A 24,322-nucleotide genomic window follows, 5' to 3' on the forward strand; every position below is an offset into this window, starting at 1 on the left:
GCCCCGATCTGGGCGCCCTTTTTCGTTTGCGCGATGCGCCACGCCTCTGTTGCAGCACGCCCGCCGATTTGCTAGCGATCGTTTCATTCAGACCCAAGACGTATTGGACACACCATGAAAGCCATCCGCCGCCCCATGTTCTGGTATGGCTTGGCCATGTGGCTGGTCTCCATCGTGATCGCGTCGCTCCTGATCCAGCTGGGCGGGCTGATCATGTCCGACGTGCCCACCGCCGGAAAACTGGTCACGCAGGAGGAGTTCGTCGACACCGAACGGCTAAACGCGGTCGAGACCGAAATCGACGCGCTCGAGGCGTCCTTGCGGGCCAACCAGAACGACCTTGAGGATGCGCGGTTCCGGCTCGACTCCCGCACGCTGGACTACCAGAACCAGCGCGCGAATTTCGAGAACTGGATCAAGACCCGCTCCGCGACCCGGTCGGATGCGCAAAACCCCGAGGTGATCGAGCGGGTGCAGGCCATCGAGTTGCTCAAGCTCGAAGAACGCAAGGCGCAAAGGGTGATCGAGGAGCTTCAGCAAACAAGGACAGAGCAGACGCGGGCCTTGCAGGACCTGCGGGCGCAGCGACAGGACATCCGTGCCGACGCCATCGCCCCATATGAACAGGCCCGCAACCTTGAGGTCTTGAAGGTATTCGCCCTGCGATTGGCACTGACCCTGCCGCTGCTGCTGATTTCCGCATGGCTGATCTTGAAGAAACGCGGGTCCAGCTACTGGCCGGTCTACCGCAGCTTTATCATCTTCTCGCTGTTCGCCTTTTTCGTCGAACTGGTGCCATACCTGCCGTCCTATGGCGGCTATGTCAGGTATGGGGTGGGCATCGCTCTCGCCCTGCTGGTGGCACATTTCGCCATCAAGGGCATGACGCGCTATTTGCAAAACAAGAAGACCGAGGAGCAACGGCCCGAGAACGAGAAGCGCCAGCTGATCGAATACGAGACCGCGGTGAAGAAGATCTCCGGCGGCATCTGTCCCAGTTGCGACCGCCAGTTCGGCCCCAAGCAACCGCGCGGGCGCGATAGTCAGCCAGAAGCCCACCAAGATTACTGCGTCCATTGCGGGTTTTGCCTGTTCAGCCGGTGCTCCAGCTGCGGGACACGCGAAAACTCGTTCTACAAGTATTGCGGGGCATGTGGCGTCCCGTCGGACAATGACGCGCTGCAGGCGACTGCCTGACCCGCTCTAGCCTGCGTCTTGCCCGGCCTCCAGCTCCACTGCGATCAGTCCAAGCTGGCGTGCGGCGCTCAGGCTCAGGATCGCGCTGTCGAGACCCTGTGGCGTCTGGTAGTCATGCACCGCGCGCAGGGTGCGCTGGTCCATCACGCCGTTGACCGCGCCACTGTATAGCCCGCGTGCGGCCAAGGCCCGCTGCAAGGTCATCACGAATTCCGGCGTCATGTCGGCGTCGCAGGTGCGGGTAAACCAGCGCCCGTCACCCTCGTTGAAGGTCTGCGGGCGGGTAACCTCGCGGTAGATGGCGGGGGCGATCTCGTTGCCGTCTGGCCCGATCTTGGCGGGCGTGGCAAGCACGATATCGGACACGATCTCGGTCACCTGTGGTCCCGGCACATGCCCCCAGCACACGCCGGGCATGTCGGCAGGGGGCTTCATGTCGATCGCCAAGATCTGGGTAGGCGATATCAGCTTGGTCACGTCGGGCCCCGGGTTTCCGGGCGCACAGCCCGCGAGTGCGGCAAGCAAAAGGGCAGCGGCAAGGCTGCGGAACTGGATTATGCGGGACATGGCTGCTCGGCCCTATATTGGTGCGGTCTTGCGCCGCGTTTGACGCAAGTTAGCGCATCTTATCCCCGCGCGCCAAGCGCCGATGCGGCGGCAGGCGGATCATTGCGGCTTTCGGGTCGCAGGGCCATGCGACGCGGGGTCTGGCAAAACCGTGATACTTGCACTACATGGCTGTTGACCAAACGCTAAGACAGGGGCCGACAGATGGCAAAAATCACCTATATCGAGCATAACGGCACCGAGCATGTCGTGGATGTGGCCAACGGACTGACCGTCATGGAAGGCGCCCGCGACAACAATATTCCCGGCATCGAGGCCGATTGCGGCGGTGCCTGTGCCTGCTCGACCTGCCACGTCTATGTGGACGAGGCCTGGGTGGCGAAACTGCCGGCCAAGGAGGCGATGGAAGAGGACATGCTCGACTTCGCCTACGAGCCGGACGAGGTGAAATCCCGCCTGACCTGCCAGTTGAAAGTCTCCGACGCGCTGGACGGTCTTGTGGTGCGCATGCCTGAAAAGCAGATCTAGGCGATGGCGCGGCGTCTCCCGTCGCGCTTGCTGCCCCGTCTCGTGCGCCGCGCGTGGCTGGCCGCGTGCCTTGTTGTAAGCGGGGCTGCCGCGGCTGAGACAATAGTCGAGGCGCGCTACGCCGAGCCCACCACGCGCTACGCCCATGGCATTCTTGGTGATGCAATTGAGTGGGGCGCGCTAGAGCTGGTGATCGAGGACGCGGCGAACAGAACCACGCTGAAAATCCGTCTGCCGAAGGATCGCGTGTTTGAAGACGTGGCCCCGCGACTTGCCGATGTCGACGGCGACGGCTTCCCCGAAGTGGTGGTGGTGGAGACGCAGATCGACACCGGCGCGCAGTTGGCGATCTACGATGAGACCGGCAAGATTGCCGCCACGCCCCATATCGGCCGCGCGAACCGCTGGCTCGCGCCTGTCGGAGTGGCCGATCTGGACGGCGACGGCTTTGTCGAGCTGGCTTATATCGACCGCCCGCATCTGGCGAAAACCTTGCGCATCTGGCGCTTCCGCGATGGCGCTCTGATGCATGTCGCCGACCAGCCCGGCCTGACCAACCATCGCATCGGAGAGCGTGACATCGGCGGCGGCCTGCGCCTGTGCGACGACACGCCCGAAATGATCACCGCCTCCGCCGACTGGACCCGCGTCATTGCCACGAGCTTCGACGGCACGGCCTTTACCGTTCGCGATCTGGGCCCACATAAAAGCCGCCAGTCTCTGAATGCCGCACTGTCGTGTAACTAAGCTTGCGCTTCATCTTGGCAAAAATATTCCGGGGGGCCGCAGGCGGGGGCAGAGCCCCCTCCACCACACGCCTAAAGCGCGCGCCAGCCAATATCGGTGCGATAAAACCCGTCCGGCCAGTCGATCCGTTCCACCATTGCATAGGCCCGCTCCCGCGCGTCCTTCAGGGACGCGCCCCGGGCCGTCACGTTGAGCACCCGTCCGCCCGCGGCCGTAACCTGACCGCCGCTGAGCTTCGTTCCCGCATGAAACACCATGTTGGCGCTGTCCTCGGGCAGATCATCCAGCCCGCCGATGACGGAGCCTTTCCCATACGCCCCCGGATAGCCCTTTGTCGCCAGCACCACCGTGATCGCATGATCGTCGGCCCAGTTGACCCGCGTCTGGTCAAGACGCCCCTCGGCGCAGGCCAGCATCAGGTCCAGCGCCTGCGCGCCAAGACGCATCATCAGCACCTGACATTCCGGATCACCGAAGCGCACATTGTATTCCACCAGCCGTGGCTGGCCATCCTTGATCATCAGGCCGACATAGAGAACGCCCTGATAGGGGGTGCCGCGTTTCGCCATCTCGTCAATCGTCGGCTGTACGATTTCGGCGACCGCCTTGGCGGCAATCTCGTCGGTCAGCACCGGAGCAGGGGAATACGCCCCCATGCCGCCGGTGTTCGGGCCCTCGTCACCGTCAAAGGCGCGTTTGTGGTCCTGCGCGGTACCGATAGGCAGCACGGTCTTGCCGTCTGACAGCAGGAAGTAGGAGGCCTCTTCGCCCTCCATGAATTCCTCGACCACCACCTCGGCGCCCGCCGCGCCGAAAGCGCCGCCCAGCATGTCGTCCAAGGCCGCATACGCCTCGGGAAGATCCATCGCTACTACAACGCCCTTACCTGCGGCCAGCCCGTCGGCTTTGATCACAATTGGCGCACCTTGGGCTGCGACATAGGCTTTTGCGGCCTCCAGATCGGTGAAATGGGCGTAGCCCGCGGTCGGCGCGCCTGCCGCATCGCAAATTTCCTTGGTAAAGCTCTTGGAGGCCTCCAGCCGCGCCGCCGCAGCTGTGGGGCCGAAGCATAACAAACCAGCATCCTGCAGCGCGTCTGCAACCCCTGCGGCCAGCGGGTCTTCTGGGCCGACGATGACGAAATCAATCGAATGGTTCTGGGCGAAATCCACCACCGCGTCGGGGTTCATCAGGTCAAGCGTCGCACATTCCGCGATGGCTGCGATCCCGGCATTTCCCGGAGCCACGATCAGCCGGTCGCATTTGGGGTTCTGCATCACGGCCCACGCCAAAGAATGCTCGCGCCCGCCGCTTCCAAGGATCAATATGTTCATCGCTGCTTTCCCTCCGGTTTGGGGCGTTCTAAGCTGGGCGGGCAGGCATCACAAGAGCGACGACATGGACCTTCTGGAAGACGATCAACCGGGGCGCAACGAGCCGGAATACACGGTCTCGGAAATTTCCGGCGCGGTGAAACGCACCATCGAGGGCGAGTTCGGCCGCGTGCGCATCAAGGGCGAGGTCGGTCGGGTGATGATCGCGCGCTCGGGCCATGTCTATCTGGACCTGAAAGACGACCGCGCGGTGCTGGCTTCGATCATCTGGAAAGGGCAGGCGGCCAAATTGGCGGTGCAGCCCGAAGAAGGGATGGAGGTCGTGGCCATCGGCAAGCTGACCACCTTCCCGGGCCAGTCGAAATACCAGATGGTCATCGAGGATATCCGCCCTGCGGGTGTCGGCGCGCTTATGGCGATGCTGGAGAAGCGCAAGAAGGCGCTGGAGGCCGAGGGTCTGTTCGACCCCGCCCGCAAGAAACCCATTCCCTACCTGCCGGAGATCATCGGCGTGGTGACCTCGCCGCAAGGAGCGGTAATCCGCGACATCCTGCACCGCCTGCGCGATCGCTTCCCGCGCAAGGTGCTGATCTGGCCCGTCGCGGTGCAGGGCGAGGGCTGCGCGCCGCAGGTGACGGCGGCCATCGAAGGGTTCAACGCAATGACGCCAGGCGGTGCCTTGCCGCGCCCCGACCTGATCATCGTCGCCCGCGGCGGCGGCTCCATCGAAGACCTGTGGGGTTTCAACGAGGAAAGCGTCGCCCGCGCGGCGGCGGCGTCGGATATACCGCTGATCTCGGCGGTGGGCCACGAGACCGACACGACCCTTATCGACTACGTCTCCGACATACGCGCACCGACGCCGACCGCCGCCGCCGAGATTGCCGTGCCGGTGCGGCTGGATCTGCTGGCAGGCGTCGACAGCTACGGCGCACGCATGGCGCAGGCGCTCAGCGGCGCGGTCAGCGCCCGCAAGCAACGGCTGGCGGACCTGTCGCGCGCCTTGCCACGGGCGGGCGAGCTGACACAGATCGCGCGGCAGCGCTACGACATCGCGGGCAGTCGGCTCGATACCTCTTTGAAGGCCGGGACAGCTGCCAAGCGGCTGGCCTTCGAGAAGGCGGCCGCGCCCTTGCGCCCGTCGATACTGGCGCGGCAGGGCGACCGGATGCAGGCGCGGCTGGACCAGATCGCGGGGCGTCTCGATATCGCGCTGGACCGCAGGGCGGAACGCTCCCGCGCGAAGTTCGACCGCATCGCGGCAGGGCTTACGACCAAGGGCATCGCCCGTAACCTTTCATCTGAACGCGACCGCCTGAGTCGCACGACCCGCGCCGCATCCCAGGTGGCGGGTGCTCAGGTGAGGGCATGGCGCGACCATCTCGAAAAGCTCGACCGCTTGCGCGAAACGCTGGGCTACCAAGCCACGCTGGAGCGCGGCTACGCCGTCGTGTGGGATGGCGACACCGTCGTTACCGACAGCAAGGCGGCAAAGAAGGCCACGATGCTGGAGGTGCAATTCAAGGATGCTCGCATCCCTGTGGGCGCCGCGGCCAAAGCCGCACCAAAACCAAAGCCCCCGAAATCCGGCCAACCGAGCCTGTTCGACGACTGACCCCCATCATTGCTTCAAAAATACCTCGGGGTGTGGGGCAGCGCCCCACTAGAGTCGGGGGTGCGGGGGCTGGCCCCCGCTCTGGCGACTGCCGCAGGCAGGCGCAACTCAAGGCCTGTAACTGACCCCTACATCCGGCCCCGGGCAGACCAGCGGCTCGGGGCTTTTGCCGACCACCACCAGATCGTCCGCCGGATCGTCGCCCACAACCCGCGCAGTTTGGCGGGTGCCGTCATCGAAGAAATACCAGCACAGCGCATCGGGCTGGTCGTCGTAGAGAAAGCAGATCTCGTCGCGTTCGCCGAACCAGATGCCGCGCTGGCAGGTGCCGTCCAGAAAGCTCCAGATAACCCGCCTGTCGCTCAGATATTGCTCGGCCCCGTAAGGTGCGCCGTGGCGGTTGAAAAACACGGTAGTATCCTTGGTGAATGCGTCGAACTGCGCCGCGGACATCTTGGTCTCGGCCCCGGCAGGCAGGGCGAGCAGCGCGAGAAAGGCAAACCATTTCATCCGACTACGATGAGGGCAGCGCGGTCTTGCGTCAAGCGTTTCGCCACGCCTGGGCATGAGGGTTCATCACTTTCTTCCACAGCTTCGGCCACAGCGCGATGCAGGCCATGACCGGAAGCGCGTGGGGCAGCATCGGGGCCTCGCCCCGGGCGGGGATCTCCAGCGCGGTGTAGGGTTTCGCGGGGTGCGCGTGATGGTCGGAATGGCGCGGCGCGTTCAGCATCCACAGCGAGGACAGCCAGTGCGGGGCGTTCCATGAATGGCGGGCGTCTACCGGCTCGAAGCTGCCATCGCCGCGGCGGGAGCGCTCCAGCCCGTAATGCTGCACGTAGTCCGACAGCAGCAGTTGCGTTTGCGCGAACCCCGCCAGCGCCAGATGCACCAGAACCCCGCGCCAGCCCGCGATCAGGAACGACAGCAGCAGCATCAGCCCCGCGCCGCCCACATAGAGCAGATAGGGATTGCGCCGGTCCCAGCGGCCCGCGCTGATCTGGTCCAGACGCTTGCGCTCGGCGCGCAGGCCCGCCTTGAAGCTGCCGACCCAGGCGCGGCGGGCGAAGCGGTAGAAGCTTTCGTTCATACGGGACGTGTTCGGATCGTTTGGCGTGCCGACATGGGTGTGGTGCACCAGCGGATGGGCCGAGACATGATGTCCGAACAGCAGCGAGATATAGACCCACTTGCCCGCCCACCTCAGTCCGCGGGTGCCGCGGTGGATCAGCTCGTGGGCGTTGGAATTGCTGACCTGCCCCATGAACAGGCCCGTGGCGGCAAACAGGGCCAGCCCGTTGACCGATAGCAGCCCCGTGCCCTTGCCGGACAGCGACCAGATCATGAGGAACAGCAAAACGAAATGCGCACCCACAAGGATCAGCGACAGCAGATCGGCCTCCTCGTCTTCGGCGGCTTCGCCGTCGCGGGTCAGGGCGGGGATGAACTCGTCCACGCCTGCGACGAACAAGGTGATATAGAGCAGCGCCACATAGCTTGCCCAGCCGCCGAACAGCGCACCTGCCACCAGAAACGGCAGCGGAAACAATGTGGCCAGCGTGAAGGCCAGAAACGAGCGTGGCATTAGGCAATTGGTCCCTGATTTGGCGCGAGTTATACCGCTAAATAACAGGAATGTGCCCAAATCATGGAAATTCTCCGCAGATTTGCGACCAAGGCTGCGCGGACATGCATCCGGAGGTCGTTTTTGCCTATCCGCTTTGGGTGCTCCCGACATAGGTTTGCCGCAAGCAGGATCGGGAGAGCATCATGGCGCTGGATGAACGCAAGGGCGTGTGGAAATCGGGCAAGGGGCGGGGGCGCAAGTTCACCAAGGGCCGTCAGTATGACGACGCCGCTCTGGCCGAGGTGCAGGCGCTGCTGGGCGACCGCCCGCGCCGCCGCGACCTGCTGATCGAATTCCTGCACCTCGTTCAGGACAAGCACGGTCATCTGTCCGCCGCGCATCTGCGCGCGCTGGCCGAGGAGATGCGCCTGTCGCAGGCAGAGGTCTACGAAGTCGCCACGTTCTACGCCCATTTCGATGTGGTGAAGGAAGGCGAAACCCCGCCACCCGCGCTGACGATCCGTGTTTGCGACTCGCTGTCTTGCGAGTTGGCGGGCGCTCAGGCGCTCAAGGCCGCTCTGGAAGACGGGCTGGACCCGTCACAGGTGCGCGTGCTGCGCGCGCCTTGCATGGGCCGCTGCGACACCGCGCCGGTGCTGGAGCTGGGGCATAACCATGTGGACCACGCGACGGTCGAGAAGGTGGAAGCCGCGATTTCCGCAGGCAATACGCACGCGCATATTCCTGATTATGAAACTCTGAAAAGTTACCAAGAATCGGGCGGTTACGATGCGCTGTTGAAGTTGCGAGAAGGCGGCGACTGGGAGCAGGTGCAGGTGCAGGTCAAGGAAAGCGGGCTGCGTGGGCTGGGCGGCGCGGGCTTCCCGTCCGGCACCAAATGGGGCTTCGTGCGCGGCAATGCAGGCCCCCGCTATCTGGCCGTGAATGGCGACGAGGGCGAACCCGGCACTTTCAAAGACCGCTACTATCTGGAGCGCACCCCGCATCTGTTCCTTGAAGGCATGTTGATCGCCGCTTGGGCCGTCGAGGCCGACCGCTGCTACATCTACATGCGCGACGAATATCCCGCCGTTCTGGAAATCCTGCGCCGCGAGATCACGGCGCTGGAGCAGGCGGGGCTGGTGCCGGAAGGCTATATCGACCTGCGCCGCGGCGCAGGCGCCTATATCTGCGGCGAAGAAAGCGCGATGATCGAATCCATCGAAGGCAAGCGCGGCTTGCCGCGCCATCGGCCGCCATACGTGGCCCAGGTGGGCCTGTTCGGGCAGCCGACGCTGGTGCACAACGTTGAAACCCTGCACTGGATCGCCCGCATCTGCCGCGAGGGGCCGGAGGTTTTGAACGCCACCGAAAAGAACGGGCGCACCGGCCTGCGCAGCTACTCCGTCTCCGGCCGCGTTGCCAAGCCGGGCGTGTATCTGCTGCCTGCGGGCTCGACCATCACCGACATCATTGACGCGGCGGGCGGCATGGCGCAGGGCCATGTGTTCAAGGCCTACCAGCCGGGCGGGCCGTCCTCCGGCCTGCTGCCCGCCAGCATCGACGACGTGCCGCTGGATTTCGACACGTTGCAACCCTTGGGCAGCTTCATCGGCTCGGCTGCGGTGGTGGTCTTGTCGGATCAGGACTCCGCCCGCGCGGCGGCGCTCAACATGCTGCGGTTTTTCGAGGACGAATCCTGCGGGCAATGCACCCCCTGCCGCGTCGGCTGCGAGAAGGCGGTGAAGCTGATGCAGGCCGATACATGGGACCAGCCGCTGCTGGAGGAGCTGTGCACGGCCATGGCCGACGCGTCAATCTGCGGGTTGGGTCAAGCCGCGCCAAATCCAATCCGGCTGGTGATAAAGCACTTCAACGACGAGGTGTAAGTCGCTGTTATTGAATGTCTCTATTCTCTGCGCAGCGGTTTACGCGGCGCTGTTCTGCTACCGCGAGCCGCATTGGGCCGGCGGTGTCACCAAGACTGCATCCACCGCCATTCTGGCGCTGATCGCCTTTGCATCGCTGAATTTCGGCCTGACATTGGCGCTTGCTTTCTCCGCGGCGGGCGACTTCGCCCTGTCGCGCAAGGGCGAGCGTTGGTTCATGGTCGGACTGACAGCCTTCGCGCTGGCCCATGCGGTCTATATCGCGCTGATGGCGGGCGCGGGAATGCCTCCGCTTGCCGCGATAATCACATTGGGCCTCCTGGCGCTTTCCAGCATGTGGTGGCTCTTGCCCTACACAGGCCCGCTCCGCTTGCCTGTGGCAATTTATGTCTTGCTCATAACGGCCATGGGGCTTGCGGCTTGGGGGCATGACGGCAACTGGCTGCTGCGCATGGGCGCCAGCCTGTTCATTGCCTCCGACGTCATTCTGGCGTGGCATCTGTTCCGCGCAAGAGCCCCCTCCGCCCCGCGTCAGATTGCGCTATGGGTGCTCTACTACACAGGGCAGGTCGCATTGATGGCCGCGCTTATAGGGCAACGGACCTTCCATCTGCCATCATGAAGGTTTAGGTGAGGCAGAGTCCCACCAATCAAGGCTTTGCAGACCCTCATGTCGTTTTTCAACAAGCTCAAAAGCAAGCTGTTCAAATCATCCTCCAAACTGGAGGAAGGGCTGGATGCGATCGTCGAAGACGGCGGCGTAGAGGAAGAGCTTGCGGATGTGGAAGAAACGGTTGCAACCGCGCCGGATGTGGACCCTGCTCCAGAGCCAGAGCCAGAGCCAACCCGCGAACCTACGCCTGCGTCGCCATCCCCCGTGGAGGTGCCGGAGCCGCGCCCCGTGGAGGTACCAAAGCCCGAGCAGGTCGAAGTACCACCCGCACCGCCCACAGAAGTGCCCGCACCGGACATGTCGTTTTTCAACAAGCTCAAAAGCAAGCTGTTCAAATCATCCTCCAAACTGGAGGAAGGGCTGGATGCGATCGTCGAAGACGGCGGCGTAGAGGAAGAGCTTGCGGATGTGGAAGAAACGGTTGCAACCGCGCCGGATGTGGACCCTGCTCCAGAGCCAGAGCCAGAGCCAACCCGCGAACCTACGCCTGCGTCGCCATCCCCCGTGGAGGTGCCGGAGCCGCGCCCCGTGGAGGTACCAAAGCCCGAGCAGGTCGAAGTACCACCCGCACCGCCCACAGAAGTGCCCGCACCGGACTCCGACCCTGAAATCCAGCCCGAGCCGCCGACGGAACTGCCACAAACCCTGACGCCCGAGGCGATCCCGCTGCAAGCCACCGCCGCGCCGATCACTACGGCGGTCGAGGCCGCGGTCGCCGCCGAGCCGAAGAAGCCGGGCCTCTTTGGCCGCCTTCTGGGGCGCAAGGAGCAAAAGACCGTTATCCGCCGCGAGTTGGACGACGACATGCTGGAAGCGCTCGAAGAGCTGCTGATCGCGTCGGACATGGGCGTGGATACCGCCTTGCGCGTCACGGCAAACATGGCGGAAGGGCGCTTCGGCAAGAAGCTGTCGACGCAGGAAATCAAGGATCTGCTCGCCGCCGAAATAGCCAAGATCATGGAGCCGGTGGCCAAGCCGATGCCGATCTACCCCAAGCGCCCGCAGGTGGTGCTGGTGGTGGGCGTCAACGGCTCCGGCAAGACCACGACCATCGGCAAACTGGCGCTGCAATTCTCTCAGGCGGGCAAGAAGGTGGTGATCGCGGCGGGCGATACGTTCCGCGCGGCGGCGGTCGAACAGCTGCAAGTCTGGGGCGAGCGGGCGGGCGTGCCGGTTCTGACCGCGCCGGAGGGCTCGGACCCTGCCAGCCTCGCATTCGATGCGATGACCAAGGCCGAGGCCGATGGCGCGGACCTTTTGATGATCGACACCGCTGGCCGCCTGCAAAACCGCGCCGATCTTATGGAAGAACTTGCCAAGATCGTCCGCGTTATCCGCAAAAAGGACGAAACCGCGCCGCATAACACGCTACTTGTTCTCGATGCGACCACAGGGCAGAACGCGCTCAATCAGGTCGATGTGTTCCGCCAGATCAGCGACGTGTCGGGCCTTGTGATGACCAAGCTCGACGGCACTGCCAAGGGCGGCGTGCTGGTGGCGCTTGCGGACAAGTTCGGCCTGCCGATCCACGCCATCGGGGTGGGGGAGCAGATCGACGACCTCGCGCCGTTCGACCCCGAGGAATTCGCACAAGCCCTGACCGGCGCTGCCGCCGAATAACTCCGCATTAAGGTTAACGCGCTCCCATGGTTTCATCTTGGCAAAAATATTCCCCCCGGAGGGTCGCCTTGCCAAACCGCATTGACCGCGCCGGATGAGCGCCTGGCTTCTCTCGCTGGAAGGCACCGAGGCCGGACACCAGCTTGCTCTGATCCTCGCCCTGATGGCCGCACTCCTGCACGCCATTTTCGGCGCGCTGCAAAAGGGCCGTCATGATCCGTGGCTGTCACGCGGGGCCATCGACTTCAGCTACGGCCTCATCGCCGCGCCTTTCGCGCTGTTCGTCGTCCCGTGGCCCGAACCGCATATGTGGCTGATCTTCGCCACCGCCTTCGTGATCCATTCCGTCTATAAGGTTCTGCAAGCCTTCACCTATAGCCGCGGCGCCTATACCGTCGTCTATCCGGTCGTCCGTGGCACCGGCCCGCTTTTCGCCGTCATCGCCGCGTATTTCTTCTTTGGCGAGACCTTCAACCTCGTTCAATGGCTTGGCGTCGCCACCTTGCTGGCGGGCATTTACGGGCTGGCGGTGTATAATCTGCGCACCATCACGGTGAACCGCGACACGCTGGTCTCGGCGCTGTGGCTGGCGGTGGCCACGGGGATGTTCGTCGCCCTTTACACCACCTATGACGCCTACGGCATCCGCGCCACGGCGGACCCGTTCACTTTCCTTGCGTGGTTCTTCTTCATCGACGGGTTGTTCTTCATCCCGCCCATCGCCGCAATCCGCTGGTGGCACATGGCGGACCGCCCTACCTTGGGACCGCTGATGCGGCGGGGTGTGCTGGGCGCGTTCGTGGCGTTTTTCTCGTTTGGCGCAATCATGATGGCCACACGGCTCGACAATGTAGGGGAGGCTGCGGTATTGCGCGAGACCTCGACCGTGTTTGCCGCCCTGATCGGCTGGCTGGTACTGGGGGAAAAGGTCGGCCCGCGCCGACTGACATTGATGGCGCTGATCGCGCTTGGCGCGGTGATCGTGGAAGCAGGAGGCTAGGGCATGGCAGAGAAGAAAATCTCGCAAGGGCTGAAATCGGCACTGGAACTGGGGCCGGTGCTGCTGTTCTTCGTGGCCTATCTCAAGATGAAGGAGAGCACCTACACTATTGACGGCGTTGAGTATTCCGGCTTCATCGTCGTCACGGCGCTGTTTGTGCCGCTGCTGCTGGCCTCCATGGCGATCCTGTGGAAGCTGACCGGCAAGCTCAGCCGGATGCAGGTGCTGACGGCGGTCATGGTGATCTTCTTCGGCGGGCTGACGGTCTATTTCAACGACGAGAAGTTCTTCAAGATCAAGACCACCATCGTCTACGGCTTCTTCGCCACGGTACTGGGAATCGGCCTGCTGCTGAAACGGTCCTGGCTGGAATACGTCATGGACGATTTCCTGCCGCTGAAACCCGAGGGCTGGATGCTGCTGACCAAGCGCCTGACGGCCATGTTCGCAGCCCTTGCCATCGCCAACGAACTGGTCTGGCGCTTCATGTCCACCGACGCGTGGGTGAAGATCGAAACCTTCGGCTTCCCCATAGCGCTGTTCGTGTTTTTCATGTCGCAGGCGGGGATGCTGCAACGCTATTCCGACGAGCCGGAAGACGCGGCCTAGCTTTTTTGGTTCACCCGCTTCGACAGTTCCGCATGGCTTTCCTTGCGCTCTGAATAGCGGTCGACCAGTTCATCCTTGATGTCGCGGGTCAGCAGGGTGAAACGCATCAGCTCCTCCATCACGTCGACCATGCGGTCGTAAAACGGCGAGGGCTTCATGCGGTAGCGGCCATCGAACTCCAGAAACACCTTGGGCACCGAGGACTGGTTGGGAATGGTCAACAGCCGCATCCAACGGCCCAGAATGCGTAGTTGGTTGACGGTGTTGAACGACTGCGACCCCGCGTTGACCTGCATCACGGCCAGCGTTTTGCCTTGCGTCGGGCGCACGCCGCCCATGCTGAGCGGTATCCAGTCGATCTGGGTTTTCATGATGCCGGTCATTGCCCCGTGACGCTCTGGCGAGCACCACACCATGCCCTCGGACCACGTCACCAACTCCCGCAATTCGGCCACCTTGGGGTGATCCGCGTCCTCGCTATCGGGCAGGGGCAGGCCGGTCGGATTGAAGATGCGCACCTCGGCCCCCATGCGGGTCAGCACGCGGGCGGCTTCCTCGGTCATGGACCGTGAAAAGCTGCCCTGACGCAGCGAGCCATAGAGCATGGCGATGCGTGGCTTGTGGGTGCTGGCCTTCCCGACCTCAAGCCGTTCAGGCGTGCGGAAGTGGGTATCATCAAGTTGAGGGGTGTCGGTCATAGGGGCAGGGCTTTCCGGTTGCGGCGTTGTGGGCGGTCGCGGCGGATCAACTGACGCGGTTGCCTTGGGCGTCGATCAGCGGCGAGCCGTCCTCTTTCGTCATCGGGCCGGGAGGCAGACGGTCGAGAAGGTCCAGAACAAGCTCGCTGGGGCGGCAAAGCCGGACACCCTTGGGCGAGCAGACGATCGGGCGGTTTACCAGTACGGGATGTTCCAGCATTGCCGACAGCAGCGCCTCGTCGCTGACGGACGGGTCCAGCAGCCCCAATTCCTCCGCCGGTGATCTTGACGTCCGCAATACGGTGCGCGGTGTCAGGTCGGCGGCTGCAAACAGCCCCAGCAGCTGCGGGCGTGTCCAGCCGGTTTCGAGATACTCGATAACCGTTGGCGTTTCTCCGGACGCTTCGATGATCGCCAGCACATTGCGCGAGGTGCCGCAGTCGGGGTTGTGGTGGATGACGATGCTCATGATGTGCCTTTCTCCTGCGGAAACCAATGTTGCGTGCGGTTGGCGAAGGCCACCAGCGACAGCATCACCGGCACCTCGACCAACACGCCTACGACGGTGGCCAGTGCGGCGCCGGAGCCAAGCCCGAACAGGCTGATTGCCACGGCAACGGCCAGCTCGAAGAAGTTGGAGGTGCCGATCAGGGCGCAGGGGGCGGCGACGTTGAAGGGGATGCGCCAGGCCCGCGCCGCGCCGTAGGCCACGAAGAAGATGCCATAAGACTGGATCAACAAGGGGATAGCAATCAGGACGATAACGAGGGGTTGTTCAAGAATGACCTCGCCCTGAAAGCCGAACAACAGCACCACGGTGATCAGCAACCCGAGGATGGAGAACGGTTGCACCCGCGCCTTGAACGCATCGACCGCCGCCTCGCCACCTATGCGCACAAGGTTCTGGCGGGTCACATAGCCCGCCAGCAGCGGCAGCATAACGTAAAGACCGACCGACAGCAGCAGCGTGTCCCATGGCACGACGATATCCGTAACGCCCAGCAGGAACGCCACGATGGGCGCGAAGGCAAAAACCATGATGACGTCGTTCACGCTAACCTGCACCAGCGTGTAAGTCGCGTCGCCGCGTGTGAGGTTGGACCACACGAACACCATGGCGGTGCAGGGGGCAGCCCCCAGCAGGATCACGCCCGCCAGATAGGCCTGCGCGTCGTCGGGCGGGATCAGGCCCGCGAAGACGTAGTTGAAGAACAGCACGCCAAGGGCCGCCATGGTGAAGGGTTTGATCAGCCAGTTTACCACCAGCGTGACGACCAGCCCCTTGGGCTTGTCACCGACCTGTCGCAGCGCGCCGAAATCGACGCCGACCATCATCGGGTAGACCATTGCCCAGATCAGCACGGCCACAGGCAGGTTGACGGAGGCCACCTCCAGCGCGGCGAGGGCAGAGAAGACGCCCGGGACGAGGTTACCAAGCAGCAGCCCCGCGCCGATTGCGAGGGCCACCCAGACGGACAGCCAGCGCTCGAAGGTGCCGAGACCGGCGGCCGCAGGGAGTGAAGTGTCGGTCATGTTGAACCTTCCGGAGTTTAGGGAATGGGCGTCAGCAGGCGCAGGCGATTTCGTCGATGACGGGCTGGCACAGATCGGGACGACCGCCGCAGCAGTCTTCCATCAGGAAGGCGAGCAGACCGCGCATACCGTCCATGTCGACGAAATAACGGATGGAGCGCCCGTCGCGCGTGTTCCGGATCAGGCCTGAGCGCGTCAGGACCGACAGGTGCGTGGACATGGTGTTCTGCCGCACATCCAGCGCGTCGCCAATGTCACCGGCGGGCATTCCGGCCTCGCCGGCTTTGACGAGCAGGCGGAATACATCAAGGCGCGTCGCTTGGCTGAGGGCAGAAAACGCGTCGAGGGCGTGATTCTTATCCATATATCGGGAACTACCGATATAATGACAACGGGTCAAGCACCCGGGGATTGCACCATATGGTCATCACGCTAGGATGAGGTCATGTCATGGGAGCCCGATGGATATAGCGATCTTTCTCCGTACCTGCTGGTCAAGGATGCGGAAGCGGTGCTGGCATTCTGCGAAACGGTCTTCGGCGCGACCCGTCTTCGGGTCATTCCGACTGATGACGGAGGCATAATGCACGCCGAATGCCGGATCGGTGACAGCGTGGTGATGATGGGCGAGGCGGATGGCCCTGCCGCTATGCTCCACCTCTATCTTGACGACCCCGATGCCGCGTTCGACCGCGCCGTGGCGAACGGTGCCGAGGTGATCCAGCCCATGATGGAGAAGGGGGACGGGGACCGGCGCGGCGGTGTGCGCGCGCCGGATGGAACCCAGTGGTATCTCGCGCGGCAGGTCGAGGGTGACTAGGTCCGCATGGCGGTCAGTCCGGCTTAATACCCGTCAGCCGACATGAAACAGCGTGTTGAACAGTTTAGGGTCCAGACTGTCTGCCGCAAATGTAGGGCCTTCGGTCATCACCGACACCGCGTCGTGGCTGTGCAGGCTTTCCTGATGCGACGCGATCACGCGGAAATCCTTGATGCGCGGGTCGGCCTGCAACTGCTCGCAGAAGGACCGCGCGGCGTCCTCGACGAAGATGGGGTTGGCGGCGTTCAACTCTGCAAAGGCCTGCTCGTCCTCGCGCTTGACCATCACTTGCGTCTCGGTCGGCACGGCGGCGCGGCAGAGCTCGATCAGGTCTTCGAACCATAGGCAGTTGCGCTCGCAATCCACCTCCACCGACACCCGCGCGACGGAGCGCTGCGAATGCGGCGTAGCAAGTTGGCCGCGGAACTGACGGGCGTGTTCCGATAACTCCAGCGAGCAGGGGCAGGTGGAGGAATAAACGTAGTCCAGATGCATGATCTTCTTGCGGGTGCCTTGGGTGTCCACGACCTCCAATGCGATGTCGTAATACTGGTAGCCTTCAAGACCAGACCGCAGGGATTGCATCTTCATCGGGAAGGAAAAGCGCATCTGGATGCGGGCGTCGAAACTCTCCAGATCGGTTTTGTAAGCGTCCAGCGTGGCCTCGATCACGTCGAAGCTGAAGGTCTGTTCGGCCTGCGCGTAGAAGCTGCGCATGATGCGGGACATGTTGATGCCCTTCTTCTCGGCCTCCAGCGACACGGTGCCGGTGACGGAGGTCTCCAGCGTCAGATCACCACCGTCACGGGTATGGACGCGTATGGGCAGGCGGAAGTTGGAGATGCCCACGTGCTGGATATGCTGCTTGGCCCCGCGGATCAGCGAGGACGGCCCGTTTTGCAGGTCGGGCATCGAGGCTCTGTAAGCTTCGTCCACGGCGAATTCTTCGGGATAGGCGCGGGCCAGCGCGGGGTAGTTCGCCACTTCCTGACCGGGGATCAGGCGCGACACCAGCGGGTCCAGATCGGCCACCTCGACGGCAGAGACCTTGCCCGCCCATTGGCGCAGCAGGGCAAGGGCGGCCTCGGCCTCCTCACGGGTCGGCTCTGGGGTGTGGACGTTCATGGCTTCCCTCCTTGGGATGCGGCAGCGTGCGCCTTTATATGGGGCGGCACGCGGACGTGACAAAGGAAAACCGACTTTTTCCGCCTAGACCGCGTCCAGCGCGGTGCGGATATCGGTCAGCAGATCGTCCTTGTCCTCCAGCCCGATAGAGACGCGCACCAGCCCGTCGGTGATACCCAGCTCGGCGCGTTTCTCGTCGCTCAGGCGTTGATGCGTGGTGGTCGCCGGATGGGTCACGATGCTTTTGCTGTCGCCCAGATTGTTGGAGATCAGGATGATGTCCAGCGCATTGAGAAACCGGAACGCGCCCTCTTTTCCGCCCTTGATGTCCAGCGATATGACTGTGCCACCTGCGCCCATTTGTTCTTTTGCAACAGACTGTTGCGGGTGAGAGTTCAAGTACGGATATAGCGTGCGCTCCAGCTTGTTGTGACCCTCCAGCGCCTGCGCGATATGCAACGCGCTCTCGGCCTGCGCGTTGCAGCGCAGGTGCAGGGTTTCCAGACCTTTCAGCATCACCCACGCGTTGAACGGCGATAACGCGCCGCCGGTGTGCTTGATATAAGGTTCCGCCGTTTTGCGGATGAACTCGCGGGTGCCGCAGATCACGCCGCCAAGGCAGCGGCCCTGACCGTCGATATGCTTGGTGGCGGAATAGACGATGACGTCGGCGCCAAGCTCCGCCGCCTTGGAAAACGCAGGCGTGGCGAAGACGTTGTCGACAATCACCAGCGCGCCCTTGGCATGGGCAATTTCGGCCACGCCTTTGACGTCGATGACTTCCAGCGTCGGATTGGAGACGGATTCCAGAAACACGGCCTTGGTGTCGTCGCGCACGGCGGCTTTCCATGCCGCAAGGTCGGTGCCGTCGACAAAGGTGACCTCGACCCCGAAGCGGGTCAGCACGTCCTCAAGGATATACAGACACGATCCGAACAGCGCCTTGGCGGACACCACATGGTCGCCCGCCTTCAGCATGGAGGTCAGCGCCCCACTGACGGCAGCCATACCCGACGCGGTGGCAAATGCGTCCTCGGTGCCTTCCAGCGCGGCAATGCGGTCCTCGAACATGCGCACGGTGGGGTTGCCATAGCGGGCGTAGATGAACTCGTCGGGGCCGCTCTCGATGAAGCGGGCCTCGGCCTGCTCGGGGCTGTCATAGACGAAGCCTTGGGTCAGGAAGATCGCTTCGGACATTTCGCCATATTGGGAACGGCGCGTGCCGCTGTGGACGGATTTCGTGCGGGGGGACCAGTCTTGTGTCATGTCATCCTCGTGCGGGCACTTGCCCGAATAAAAAAGCCTCCACCGGGAAAAGGGGGAGGCTCATAGCAATCCATCCTCTTTAGCAGCATATTTAACGTGGCCCGCAATCCGGTAACAAATCGCCACGGGAGAGGAAATACGCCGCTGGGCTGGCGAGGTCAAGGCTGTGGGGTTCACAGGGGGTGAGGTCTGCTTGGAACCCACTTTGCAGATCTTCTACGGTGCGGCTAAAGTCGGCTTCATACATGTCGTGAACAGAACCGTGACGAAAGCAATCCCAGTTTTTCTGAGGATAACCGGTCGCTGGGCTATTCCAGGAAATGAGAAAAGGATTCAAAAATGTCGGAGCATGGATATGAGGACGGGCGCCTTAACCTACCGTTTGTCGGAATCTGTACCTTTGGCAAATATCCATACGTCGAAGACTGGAACGCAATAGACGCGGATGTGGCCGTTCTGGGTGCGCCTTATGATTTCGGGTGCCAATGGCGGTCAGGTGCCCGCATGGGCCCGCGCGCCATTCGCGAAGCCTCCACTCTCTTTTCCTTCGGTCATGCCGGCGCATACGATCACGAAGATGACATAACTTATCTGGAGCCATCAAAGGTCAAGATCGTCGATATCGGTGATGCGGACATTATTCATACCGATACGATGAAAAGCCACGCGAACATCGAATATGGTGTTCGCAAAATTCTTGCCGCAGGCGCTATTCCCGTCGTCATGGGAGGCGATCATTCGGTCAACATCCCTTGTATCAATGCCTTTGACGATCAAGGACCGATACATGTCGTGCAGATCGACGCGCATCTCGATTTTGTCGATGAACGTCACGGCGTAAGATTTGGTCATGGAAACCCGATGCGTCGCGCCGCTGAAAAGCCCTATGTGACGGGGCTGAGCCAAATCGGCATTCGCAACGTCTCCTCGACCGCGCGCGAAGGCTATGTGGATGCCCGCCAAATGGGATCGGACATTCAATCTGTGCGCCAGTTTCGAAAATTGGGTGTCGAGGGTATGTTGGATCGTATTCCAGAGGCTGCCCGGTACTACCTGACGATCGATATCGACGCCTTTGATCCGTCAATTGCACCCGGAACCGGAACGCCCAGCCACGGCGGGTTTATCTATTACGAGGTGTTGGAACTGATTGACGGGCTTGCCAGGCGTGGCAGCATTGTGGGCGTCGATCTGGTCGAAGTGGCGCCTGATTACGACCCTACAGGGTGCACATCGACGCTCGCAGCACAGGTACTGATGAACACCATAGGGCGCATCCTGCATCACAGAGAGATTGCCGTCAGTTGAGAGAAGTGGGCATTCGTGGCTTCAGCATTGCCGACTGCTTTGTCCGGCATGGCAGGCTATGGCGCAAATCGCCAAAGCGTGAAGCCTTATCGGGGTCGCCAGGCAGTACCGAAAGTCAGCCTTGGGTGCCAATTCAACAAAGCATCGGAACACGCCTTAAATTACGGCACCGCTTGACAGTTTGCCAGCTCCGCTCCAAGCCTTGGCGCTATGTTTGACGTCCGCCCAGTGGCCTATGTGATCGGCCTGCTTACCGCCAGCCTCGGGGCTTCGATGCTTGTGCCGATGGCGCTGGACCTGTGGGTGGGCAACGGGCATTGGGCCGCATTCGCCGAAAGCGCGATCATCACAGGCGGGACAGGCTTTCTGATGGCGGTGGCGACCGCAAACGGGGCGGGGGACCGACTGACCCTTCAGCAAACCTTCCTGCTGACCACCGGCGTCTGGTTTGCGCTGCCGGTATTCGGGGCGTTGCCGATGTATCTGGGCGCGACCGAGGCGCGGTATGTCGACGCGTTCTTCGAGTCCATGTCTGGCCTGACCACCACCGGCGCGACCGTGTTCACCGGGCTGCAAGACCTGCCGGACGGTTTGAAGCTGTGGCGCTCCATGCTGCAATGGTTCGGCGGCATCGGCATCATCGTGGTCGCCATGGTGTTCCTGCCGGAATTGCGCGTGGGCGGTATGCAGATTTTCCGCTCCGAGGCGTTTGACACCATGGGCAAGGTGTTGCCGCGCGCCGTGCAGATCGCGGCCCAGATTTCCTATTTCTACGTCGGCCTGACCATTGCCTGCGCCGTGTCCTATGTCATCGTGGGGATGCCTCCCTTCGAGGCGATCAATCATTCGTTGACGACGATGTCCACGGGCGGGTTCTCGACCTCCGATGCGTCTTTCGGGGTCTATCAGGGCGCGCCGGAATATGTGGCGGCGCTGTTCATGATCCTCGCGTCGCTGCCCTTCGTGCGCTATGTGCAGCTGCTGTCGGGCTCTGCCAAGCCGCTGTTGAAGGACAGCCAGTTACGCGCCTATCTGGCGACGATTTTCGGCTTCACCATCGTGTTCACCGTGTTCCGTCTGTTTGTCTTCGGCGATCACCCCGAAGAGGGTTTCCGCGAGGGGATATTCAACGTGGTCTCCATCATCTCCGGCACGGGCTATGCCAGTGTGGACTACCAGTTGTGGGGCAGCTTTGCCGTGGCGAGCTTCTTCTTCCTTGGCCTGATCGGCGGCTGCGCCGGCTCGACCGCGTGCTCGGTCAAGATTTTCCGCTACCAGTTGCTTTTCGCCTCGATCAAGGCGCAGATCCGCCGCATCCACACGCCACACGGCATCTTCCAGCCGCGCTATGACGGCAAGCCGGTCAGCGACGACGTGCTGTCCTCGGTCATGTCGTTCTTCGTGCTCTTCGTGGTCTCGCTGGGGATGCTGTCGGTATTGCTGGGCCTGACGGGTCTCGATTTCATCACATCGGTGTCCGGTGCCGCCTCGGCGATTGCCAATATCGGCCCCGGCCTTGGCAGCCAGATCGGCCCGTCGGGCAATTTCGGCGGGCTGAACGACACCGCCAAGTGGCTGCTGGCCGCTGGTATGCTCATCGGGCGGCTGGAGCTTCTGGCCGTCTATGCCCTTTTCACCATTCGTTTCTGGAGAGCCTGACATGTCCACCAAACCCCTAGGCGCACAGCTGTCACATATGTTGAAGACCCGTGGCGTGGGGGTGATCTTCGGCATCCCCGGTGTCCATAATCAGGAGATGTATCGCGGGATCGAGGAGGCGGGGATCACCCATGTGCTGGCCCGCAACGAGCAGGGCGCGGGCTTCATGGCGGACGGCTACGCGCGGGCGACCGGCAAGCCCGGCGTGGCCTATGTGATTACAGGGCCGGGATTGTGCAACATTATGAACCCCGTGGGGCAGGCTTATTCGGATAGCGTGCCGCTGCTGGTGATTGCATCCTGTCTTGACGAAACCGTGGCCACCCGTGGTCAGTTGCACCAGATGCTGGACCAAGAGGGCGCAGGTGCGACCGTTGCCGACTGGTCCGAGACCGCGCGCACGGCGGATGCCGCCTACCACCTGATCGACCGTGCGCTGCTGGAGTTCCAGACCTCGCGCGCGCGACCCAAGCTGATGAACGTGCCGATCGCGGTTCTGGAAGCGGACGCAGCGCCCGCAGGGGACCGTTCGGTGCAGGTTGCGTTCGATGCTCCGAACTCCGGTCAAATTTACCGCATCGCGGGGATGCTTAAGGACGCCAAACGTCCGGTGGTGATCCTCGGCGGCGGCGCGCGCAGGACAGGTGACCTTGCAGAGCAGGTGGCCACCAAATCGGGGGCCGCCGTGTTTATGACCAATGCGGGGCGGGGGCTGTATCCCGACGACGGGCCACGCAGCTTCGGGGCGTGCCTTGGCCGCGCCGGCAGTCTGGATATCTTCGCGCAGGCCGATCTGGTTCTGGTCTTGGGCAGCGAGCTGTCCGAATGCGACCTGTGGCGCGGCCCGCTGGGCCATGACTGCCCGCTGATCCGCGTCGATCTGGACCCGGAGGTGCTGGCCGACCGCCACAATGTCACCGATCCGGTGCTGGCCGACTGCACGGTCTTCTGCGAGGCGCTTTTGGCGGCGATGGAGCCCACAGACAGCGACTGGGACGCCGCCACCATTACCGCGACGCGGGCGCAATGGCGGGCCGAGACCGACGCCGACCGTCCGGGCATCGTGCCGCTGGTCGACGCATTGCGGTCGGTGCTGCCGCCCGAGGCGATGATCTTCTCCGACATGACGCAGTTCGCCTATGTCGCCAACGAGACCTTCCCGATGGAGCGCCCCGGCCACTGGCACCATCCCTCCGGCTTCGGCACGCTTGGCTATTCCTTGCCTGCCGCCATCGGCGGCAAGGTGGGGGCGGGGGACAAACCGGTGATCTCGATCAACGGCGACAGCGGCTTCCAGTACAACATTCAGGAACTGGCAACAGCGGTGGAACTGGGCCTGACCCTGCCCATTATCGTCTGGGACAACGGCAAGCTGAAAGAGATCGAGGACAGCATGATCAACGCCCAGATCGCGCCCAATGCGGTGGTCGCCCGCAACCCTGATTTCTGCAAGCTGGCGGAAGCCTATGGCGCCCGCGCGGTTGCCCCGCGTTCACTGGAGGCGTTCAAACAAGCGGTCACGGACGCGCTGGCCGCAGATGGGCCCACGCTGATCCATGTGACGCCGGAGACGGCTGGGGGTTAAGTATTCAGACGACGACGGACCGGAATTTACTTCATTTTAACACGGCATTGTGACGATCCATTCTTGCACGAAACTTTTTGTACATTGGTTCTACGGCCATATTCCTCTTATATCCGTTGGTAGAGGAACAGTAACGTGTTTGAGAAAGTGCAGACATTCGGCGACAAGCTACTAAGTAGGCTCGGTCATCACTTAGCGGGAAAGCTTCACTCGCAGCACGCCAAGTATAAACCGCTCGCTCATATTGATTTCGACCAGCTTTGCCAAACTCTTCAACCCGGTGATATCGTTTTGGTCGAGGGGAACGAGAGAATTTCAAGCGCGATAAAGTATCTAACCCAGTCTACCTGGTCACATGCCGCCTTGTTTGTTGGCGATGCGCTTCCTGACACAAGCGACGGATCGGAACGTCCCCGTCTCATTGAAGTCAACTTGCATGAAGGTTGCGTTGCATCGCCTCTGGGGAAGTATAATGGCTTCAACCTGAGAATTTGTAGGGCAAGTGCTTTGAGCGACTCGGAGCGCGATGCGTTGATCACATTTATGATTGGCAAACTTGGCGTGAGCTATGATCTGCGCAACATCTTCGACTTGCTGCGCTACTTTCTCCCAACACCGCCGATCCCAATCCGATGGCGGCGCAGGATGCTGGCCCTCGGGTCTGGTGATCCTACACGGGCGATCTGTTCTACGTTAATCGCGCAGGCGTTCCAGTCGATCAATTACCCCATTCTTCCGAACGTTTCATCATCTGATGCCGCGACGACAGAGGCCCGTCGTGAGATTTTTCATATCCGCGACTATTCTCTGTTTGCCCCGCGTGATTTCGATCTGTCACCGTACATGCAGGTTGTAAAACCAAGTTTGGAAGGGGGGTTCGATTTCCATAGTCTGGTTTGGGAAAAAAGTGACGGTAGTGACGGTCGGCGGTCAACCGATGATCGCCCGAACAACGACAATGATGTCTCGACGATTGATTAGG

24 protein-coding genes and 1 riboswitch are annotated in these 24,322 nt (G+C 62.4%); of the genes, 14 read left to right on the forward strand and 10 right to left on the reverse strand.

Annotation, left to right across the window (positions count from 1 at the left end):
- Positions 1-114 precede the first annotated feature (114 nt).
- Entirely contained in the window at positions 115-1,197 is a 1,083-nt protein-coding gene (locus THALAR_RS02760) for a hypothetical protein (protein WP_021099952.1), read from the forward strand.
- A 6-nt stretch (positions 1,198-1,203) separates the two neighbouring features.
- On the opposite strand, the gene THALAR_RS02765 is transcribed toward THALAR_RS02760, so the two are convergent.
- The gene (locus THALAR_RS02765; RefSeq protein ID WP_021099953.1) at positions 1,204-1,764 is read right to left on the reverse strand and encodes a peptidoglycan-binding domain-containing protein; all 561 of its coding nucleotides are present in this window, start codon (positions 1,762-1,764) and stop codon (positions 1,204-1,206) included.
- Between the two features lie 204 nt (positions 1,765-1,968).
- Between THALAR_RS02765 and THALAR_RS02770 the strand changes: the two genes are divergently transcribed.
- Both THALAR_RS02770 and THALAR_RS02775 read left to right on the forward strand, forming a co-directional pair.
- The gene (locus THALAR_RS02770) at positions 1,969-2,292 is read left to right on the forward strand and encodes a 2Fe-2S iron-sulfur cluster-binding protein (RefSeq protein ID WP_021099954.1); all 324 of its coding nucleotides are present in this window, start codon (positions 1,969-1,971) and stop codon (positions 2,290-2,292) included.
- 3 nt (positions 2,293-2,295) lie between these two features.
- Positions 2,296-3,039, forward strand: coding sequence for an FG-GAP repeat domain-containing protein (locus THALAR_RS02775; protein WP_021099955.1), 744 nt, complete (start codon positions 2,296-2,298; stop codon positions 3,037-3,039).
- Positions 3,040-3,110: 71 nt separating this feature from the next.
- Here THALAR_RS02775 and purD read toward each other — a convergent pair whose 3' ends face one another.
- A complete protein-coding gene (gene purD / locus THALAR_RS02780; protein WP_021099956.1) occupies positions 3,111-4,373 on the reverse strand; it encodes a phosphoribosylamine--glycine ligase in 1,263 nt (420 codons plus the stop codon).
- A 64-nt stretch (positions 4,374-4,437) separates the two neighbouring features.
- Between purD and xseA the strand changes: the two genes are divergently transcribed.
- Entirely contained in the window at positions 4,438-5,988 is a 1,551-nt protein-coding gene (gene xseA / locus THALAR_RS02785; RefSeq protein WP_040817089.1) for an exodeoxyribonuclease VII large subunit, read from the forward strand.
- 108 nt (positions 5,989-6,096) lie between these two features.
- On the opposite strand, the gene THALAR_RS02790 is transcribed toward xseA, so the two are convergent.
- Positions 6,097-6,498, reverse strand: coding sequence for a hypothetical protein (locus tag THALAR_RS02790; RefSeq protein ID WP_021099958.1), 402 nt, complete (start codon positions 6,496-6,498; stop codon positions 6,097-6,099).
- A gap of 31 nt (positions 6,499-6,529) precedes the next feature.
- The gene (locus THALAR_RS02795; RefSeq protein ID WP_021099959.1) at positions 6,530-7,573 is read right to left on the reverse strand and encodes an alkane 1-monooxygenase; all 1,044 of its coding nucleotides are present in this window, start codon (positions 7,571-7,573) and stop codon (positions 6,530-6,532) included.
- A gap of 185 nt (positions 7,574-7,758) precedes the next feature.
- Between THALAR_RS02795 and THALAR_RS02800 the strand changes: the two genes are divergently transcribed.
- The 5 genes from THALAR_RS02800 (at position 7,759) to THALAR_RS02820 (ending at position 13,346) form a co-directional block, all read left to right on the forward strand.
- Positions 7,759-9,444: an NAD(P)H-dependent oxidoreductase subunit E gene (locus THALAR_RS02800; RefSeq protein ID WP_021099960.1), complete on the forward strand. Its 1,686-nt coding sequence runs from the start codon at positions 7,759-7,761 to the stop codon at positions 9,442-9,444.
- Between the two features lie 10 nt (positions 9,445-9,454).
- Positions 9,455-10,066, forward strand: a complete 612-nt coding sequence (locus tag THALAR_RS02805) for a lysoplasmalogenase (protein ID WP_021099961.1) — start codon at positions 9,455-9,457, stop codon at positions 10,064-10,066.
- A gap of 48 nt (positions 10,067-10,114) precedes the next feature.
- Positions 10,115-11,737: a signal recognition particle-docking protein FtsY gene (gene ftsY / locus THALAR_RS02810; RefSeq protein WP_021099962.1), complete on the forward strand. Its 1,623-nt coding sequence runs from the start codon at positions 10,115-10,117 to the stop codon at positions 11,735-11,737.
- Between the two features lie 94 nt (positions 11,738-11,831).
- Positions 11,832-12,737, forward strand: a complete 906-nt coding sequence (locus THALAR_RS02815; RefSeq protein ID WP_021099963.1) for a DMT family transporter — start codon at positions 11,832-11,834, stop codon at positions 12,735-12,737.
- 3 nt (positions 12,738-12,740) lie between these two features.
- Positions 12,741-13,346: an inner membrane-spanning protein YciB gene (locus tag THALAR_RS02820; RefSeq protein ID WP_021099964.1), complete on the forward strand. Its 606-nt coding sequence runs from the start codon at positions 12,741-12,743 to the stop codon at positions 13,344-13,346.
- Here THALAR_RS02820 and arsH read toward each other — a convergent pair.
- Genes arsH through THALAR_RS02840 form a run of 4 tightly spaced genes read right to left on the reverse strand, consistent with a single transcriptional unit; the run spans position 13,343 to position 15,941 of the window.
- Positions 13,343-14,044, reverse strand: coding sequence for an arsenical resistance protein ArsH (gene arsH, locus THALAR_RS02825; protein WP_021099965.1), 702 nt, complete (start codon positions 14,042-14,044; stop codon positions 13,343-13,345). The genes THALAR_RS02820 and arsH overlap by 4 nt on opposite strands.
- Positions 14,045-14,090: 46 nt before the next feature.
- Entirely contained in the window at positions 14,091-14,513 is a 423-nt protein-coding gene (arsC, locus tag THALAR_RS02830; RefSeq protein WP_021099966.1) for an arsenate reductase (glutaredoxin), read from the reverse strand.
- Positions 14,510-15,577 (reverse strand): ACR3 family arsenite efflux transporter, encoded by a 1,068-nt coding sequence (gene arsB / locus THALAR_RS02835; RefSeq protein ID WP_021099967.1) that lies wholly within the window; start codon positions 15,575-15,577, stop codon positions 14,510-14,512. Before arsB ends, arsC begins: the two co-directional genes overlap by 4 nt.
- Before the next feature lie 31 nt (positions 15,578-15,608).
- Positions 15,609-15,941 (reverse strand): ArsR/SmtB family transcription factor, encoded by a 333-nt coding sequence (locus THALAR_RS02840; RefSeq protein ID WP_021099968.1) that lies wholly within the window; start codon positions 15,939-15,941, stop codon positions 15,609-15,611.
- Positions 15,942-16,022: 81 nt separating this feature from the next.
- Between THALAR_RS02840 and THALAR_RS02845 the strand changes: the two genes are divergently transcribed.
- Positions 16,023-16,397: a VOC family protein gene (locus tag THALAR_RS02845; RefSeq protein WP_021099969.1), complete on the forward strand. Its 375-nt coding sequence runs from the start codon at positions 16,023-16,025 to the stop codon at positions 16,395-16,397.
- 33 nt (positions 16,398-16,430) lie between these two features.
- Here THALAR_RS02845 and folE2 read toward each other — a convergent pair whose 3' ends face one another.
- Together folE2 and metZ are read right to left on the reverse strand one after the other, a co-directional pair.
- The gene (gene folE2, locus THALAR_RS02850; RefSeq protein WP_021099970.1) at positions 16,431-17,522 is read right to left on the reverse strand and encodes a GTP cyclohydrolase FolE2; all 1,092 of its coding nucleotides are present in this window, start codon (positions 17,520-17,522) and stop codon (positions 16,431-16,433) included.
- Between the two features lie 84 nt (positions 17,523-17,606).
- On the reverse strand, positions 17,607-18,788 hold the full coding sequence (metZ, locus tag THALAR_RS02855; RefSeq protein ID WP_021099971.1) for an O-succinylhomoserine sulfhydrylase: 1,182 nt from the start codon (positions 18,786-18,788) through the stop codon (positions 17,607-17,609).
- Between the two features lie 58 nt (positions 18,789-18,846).
- A riboswitch (SAM riboswitch) is annotated at positions 18,847-18,924 on the reverse strand.
- Between the two features lie 203 nt (positions 18,925-19,127).
- Between metZ and speB the strand changes: the two genes are divergently transcribed.
- The 4 genes from speB (at position 19,128) to THALAR_RS02875 (ending at position 24,321) form a co-directional block, all read left to right on the forward strand.
- A complete protein-coding gene (gene speB / locus THALAR_RS02860; RefSeq protein WP_021099972.1) occupies positions 19,128-20,096 on the forward strand; it encodes an agmatinase in 969 nt (322 codons plus the stop codon).
- Between the two features lie 210 nt (positions 20,097-20,306).
- Positions 20,307-21,755, forward strand: a complete 1,449-nt coding sequence (locus THALAR_RS02865; RefSeq protein ID WP_021099973.1) for a TrkH family potassium uptake protein — start codon at positions 20,307-20,309, stop codon at positions 21,753-21,755.
- Between the two features lies 1 nt (position 21,756).
- Positions 21,757-23,340, forward strand: a complete 1,584-nt coding sequence (locus THALAR_RS02870) for a thiamine pyrophosphate-binding protein (RefSeq protein ID WP_021099974.1) — start codon at positions 21,757-21,759, stop codon at positions 23,338-23,340.
- A gap of 135 nt (positions 23,341-23,475) precedes the next feature.
- A complete protein-coding gene (locus THALAR_RS02875) occupies positions 23,476-24,321 on the forward strand; it encodes a C40 family peptidase (protein ID WP_021099975.1) in 846 nt (281 codons plus the stop codon).
- The last annotated feature ends 1 nt before the right edge of the window (position 24,322 follow it).

The sequence above is a fragment of the Litoreibacter arenae DSM 19593 genome, assembly GCF_000442275.2.
Classification (GTDB): Bacteria; Pseudomonadota; Alphaproteobacteria; order Rhodobacterales; family Rhodobacteraceae; genus Litoreibacter; species Litoreibacter arenae.

What these genes read in the sequence shown, in the direction of transcription:
- THALAR_RS02760 (WP_021099952.1), top strand. Translation starts at nt 115, where the DNA reads ATGAAAGCCATCCGCCGCCCCATGTTCTGGTATGGCTTGGCCATGTGG.
- THALAR_RS02765 (WP_021099953.1), bottom strand. Translation starts at nt 1,764, where the DNA reads ATGTCCCGCATAATCCAGTTCCGCAGCCTTGCCGCTGCCCTTTTGCTT.
- THALAR_RS02770 (WP_021099954.1), top strand. Translation starts at nt 1,969, where the DNA reads ATGGCAAAAATCACCTATATCGAGCATAACGGCACCGAGCATGTCGTG.
- THALAR_RS02775 (WP_021099955.1), top strand. Translation starts at nt 2,296, where the DNA reads ATGGCGCGGCGTCTCCCGTCGCGCTTGCTGCCCCGTCTCGTGCGCCGC.
- purD (WP_021099956.1), bottom strand. Translation starts at nt 4,373, where the DNA reads ATGAACATATTGATCCTTGGAAGCGGCGGGCGCGAGCATTCTTTGGCG.
- xseA (WP_040817089.1), top strand. Translation starts at nt 4,438, where the DNA reads ATGGACCTTCTGGAAGACGATCAACCGGGGCGCAACGAGCCGGAATAC.
- THALAR_RS02790 (WP_021099958.1), bottom strand. Translation starts at nt 6,498, where the DNA reads ATGAAATGGTTTGCCTTTCTCGCGCTGCTCGCCCTGCCTGCCGGGGCC.
- THALAR_RS02795 (WP_021099959.1), bottom strand. Translation starts at nt 7,573, where the DNA reads ATGCCACGCTCGTTTCTGGCCTTCACGCTGGCCACATTGTTTCCGCTG.
- THALAR_RS02800 (WP_021099960.1), top strand. Translation starts at nt 7,759, where the DNA reads ATGGCGCTGGATGAACGCAAGGGCGTGTGGAAATCGGGCAAGGGGCGG.
- ftsY (WP_021099962.1), top strand. Translation starts at nt 10,115, where the DNA reads ATGTCGTTTTTCAACAAGCTCAAAAGCAAGCTGTTCAAATCATCCTCC.
- THALAR_RS02815 (WP_021099963.1), top strand. Translation starts at nt 11,832, where the DNA reads ATGAGCGCCTGGCTTCTCTCGCTGGAAGGCACCGAGGCCGGACACCAG.
- THALAR_RS02820 (WP_021099964.1), top strand. Translation starts at nt 12,741, where the DNA reads ATGGCAGAGAAGAAAATCTCGCAAGGGCTGAAATCGGCACTGGAACTG.
- arsH (WP_021099965.1), bottom strand. Translation starts at nt 14,044, where the DNA reads ATGACCGACACCCCTCAACTTGATGATACCCACTTCCGCACGCCTGAA.
- arsC (WP_021099966.1), bottom strand. Translation starts at nt 14,513, where the DNA reads ATGAGCATCGTCATCCACCACAACCCCGACTGCGGCACCTCGCGCAAT.
- arsB (WP_021099967.1), bottom strand. Translation starts at nt 15,577, where the DNA reads ATGACCGACACTTCACTCCCTGCGGCCGCCGGTCTCGGCACCTTCGAG.
- THALAR_RS02840 (WP_021099968.1), bottom strand. Translation starts at nt 15,941, where the DNA reads ATGGATAAGAATCACGCCCTCGACGCGTTTTCTGCCCTCAGCCAAGCG.
- THALAR_RS02845 (WP_021099969.1), top strand. Translation starts at nt 16,023, where the DNA reads ATGTCATGGGAGCCCGATGGATATAGCGATCTTTCTCCGTACCTGCTG.
- folE2 (WP_021099970.1), bottom strand. Translation starts at nt 17,522, where the DNA reads ATGAACGTCCACACCCCAGAGCCGACCCGTGAGGAGGCCGAGGCCGCC.
- metZ (WP_021099971.1), bottom strand. Translation starts at nt 18,788, where the DNA reads ATGACACAAGACTGGTCCCCCCGCACGAAATCCGTCCACAGCGGCACG.
- speB (WP_021099972.1), top strand. Translation starts at nt 19,128, where the DNA reads ATGTCGGAGCATGGATATGAGGACGGGCGCCTTAACCTACCGTTTGTC.
- THALAR_RS02865 (WP_021099973.1), top strand. Translation starts at nt 20,307, where the DNA reads ATGTTTGACGTCCGCCCAGTGGCCTATGTGATCGGCCTGCTTACCGCC.
- THALAR_RS02870 (WP_021099974.1), top strand. Translation starts at nt 21,757, where the DNA reads ATGTCCACCAAACCCCTAGGCGCACAGCTGTCACATATGTTGAAGACC.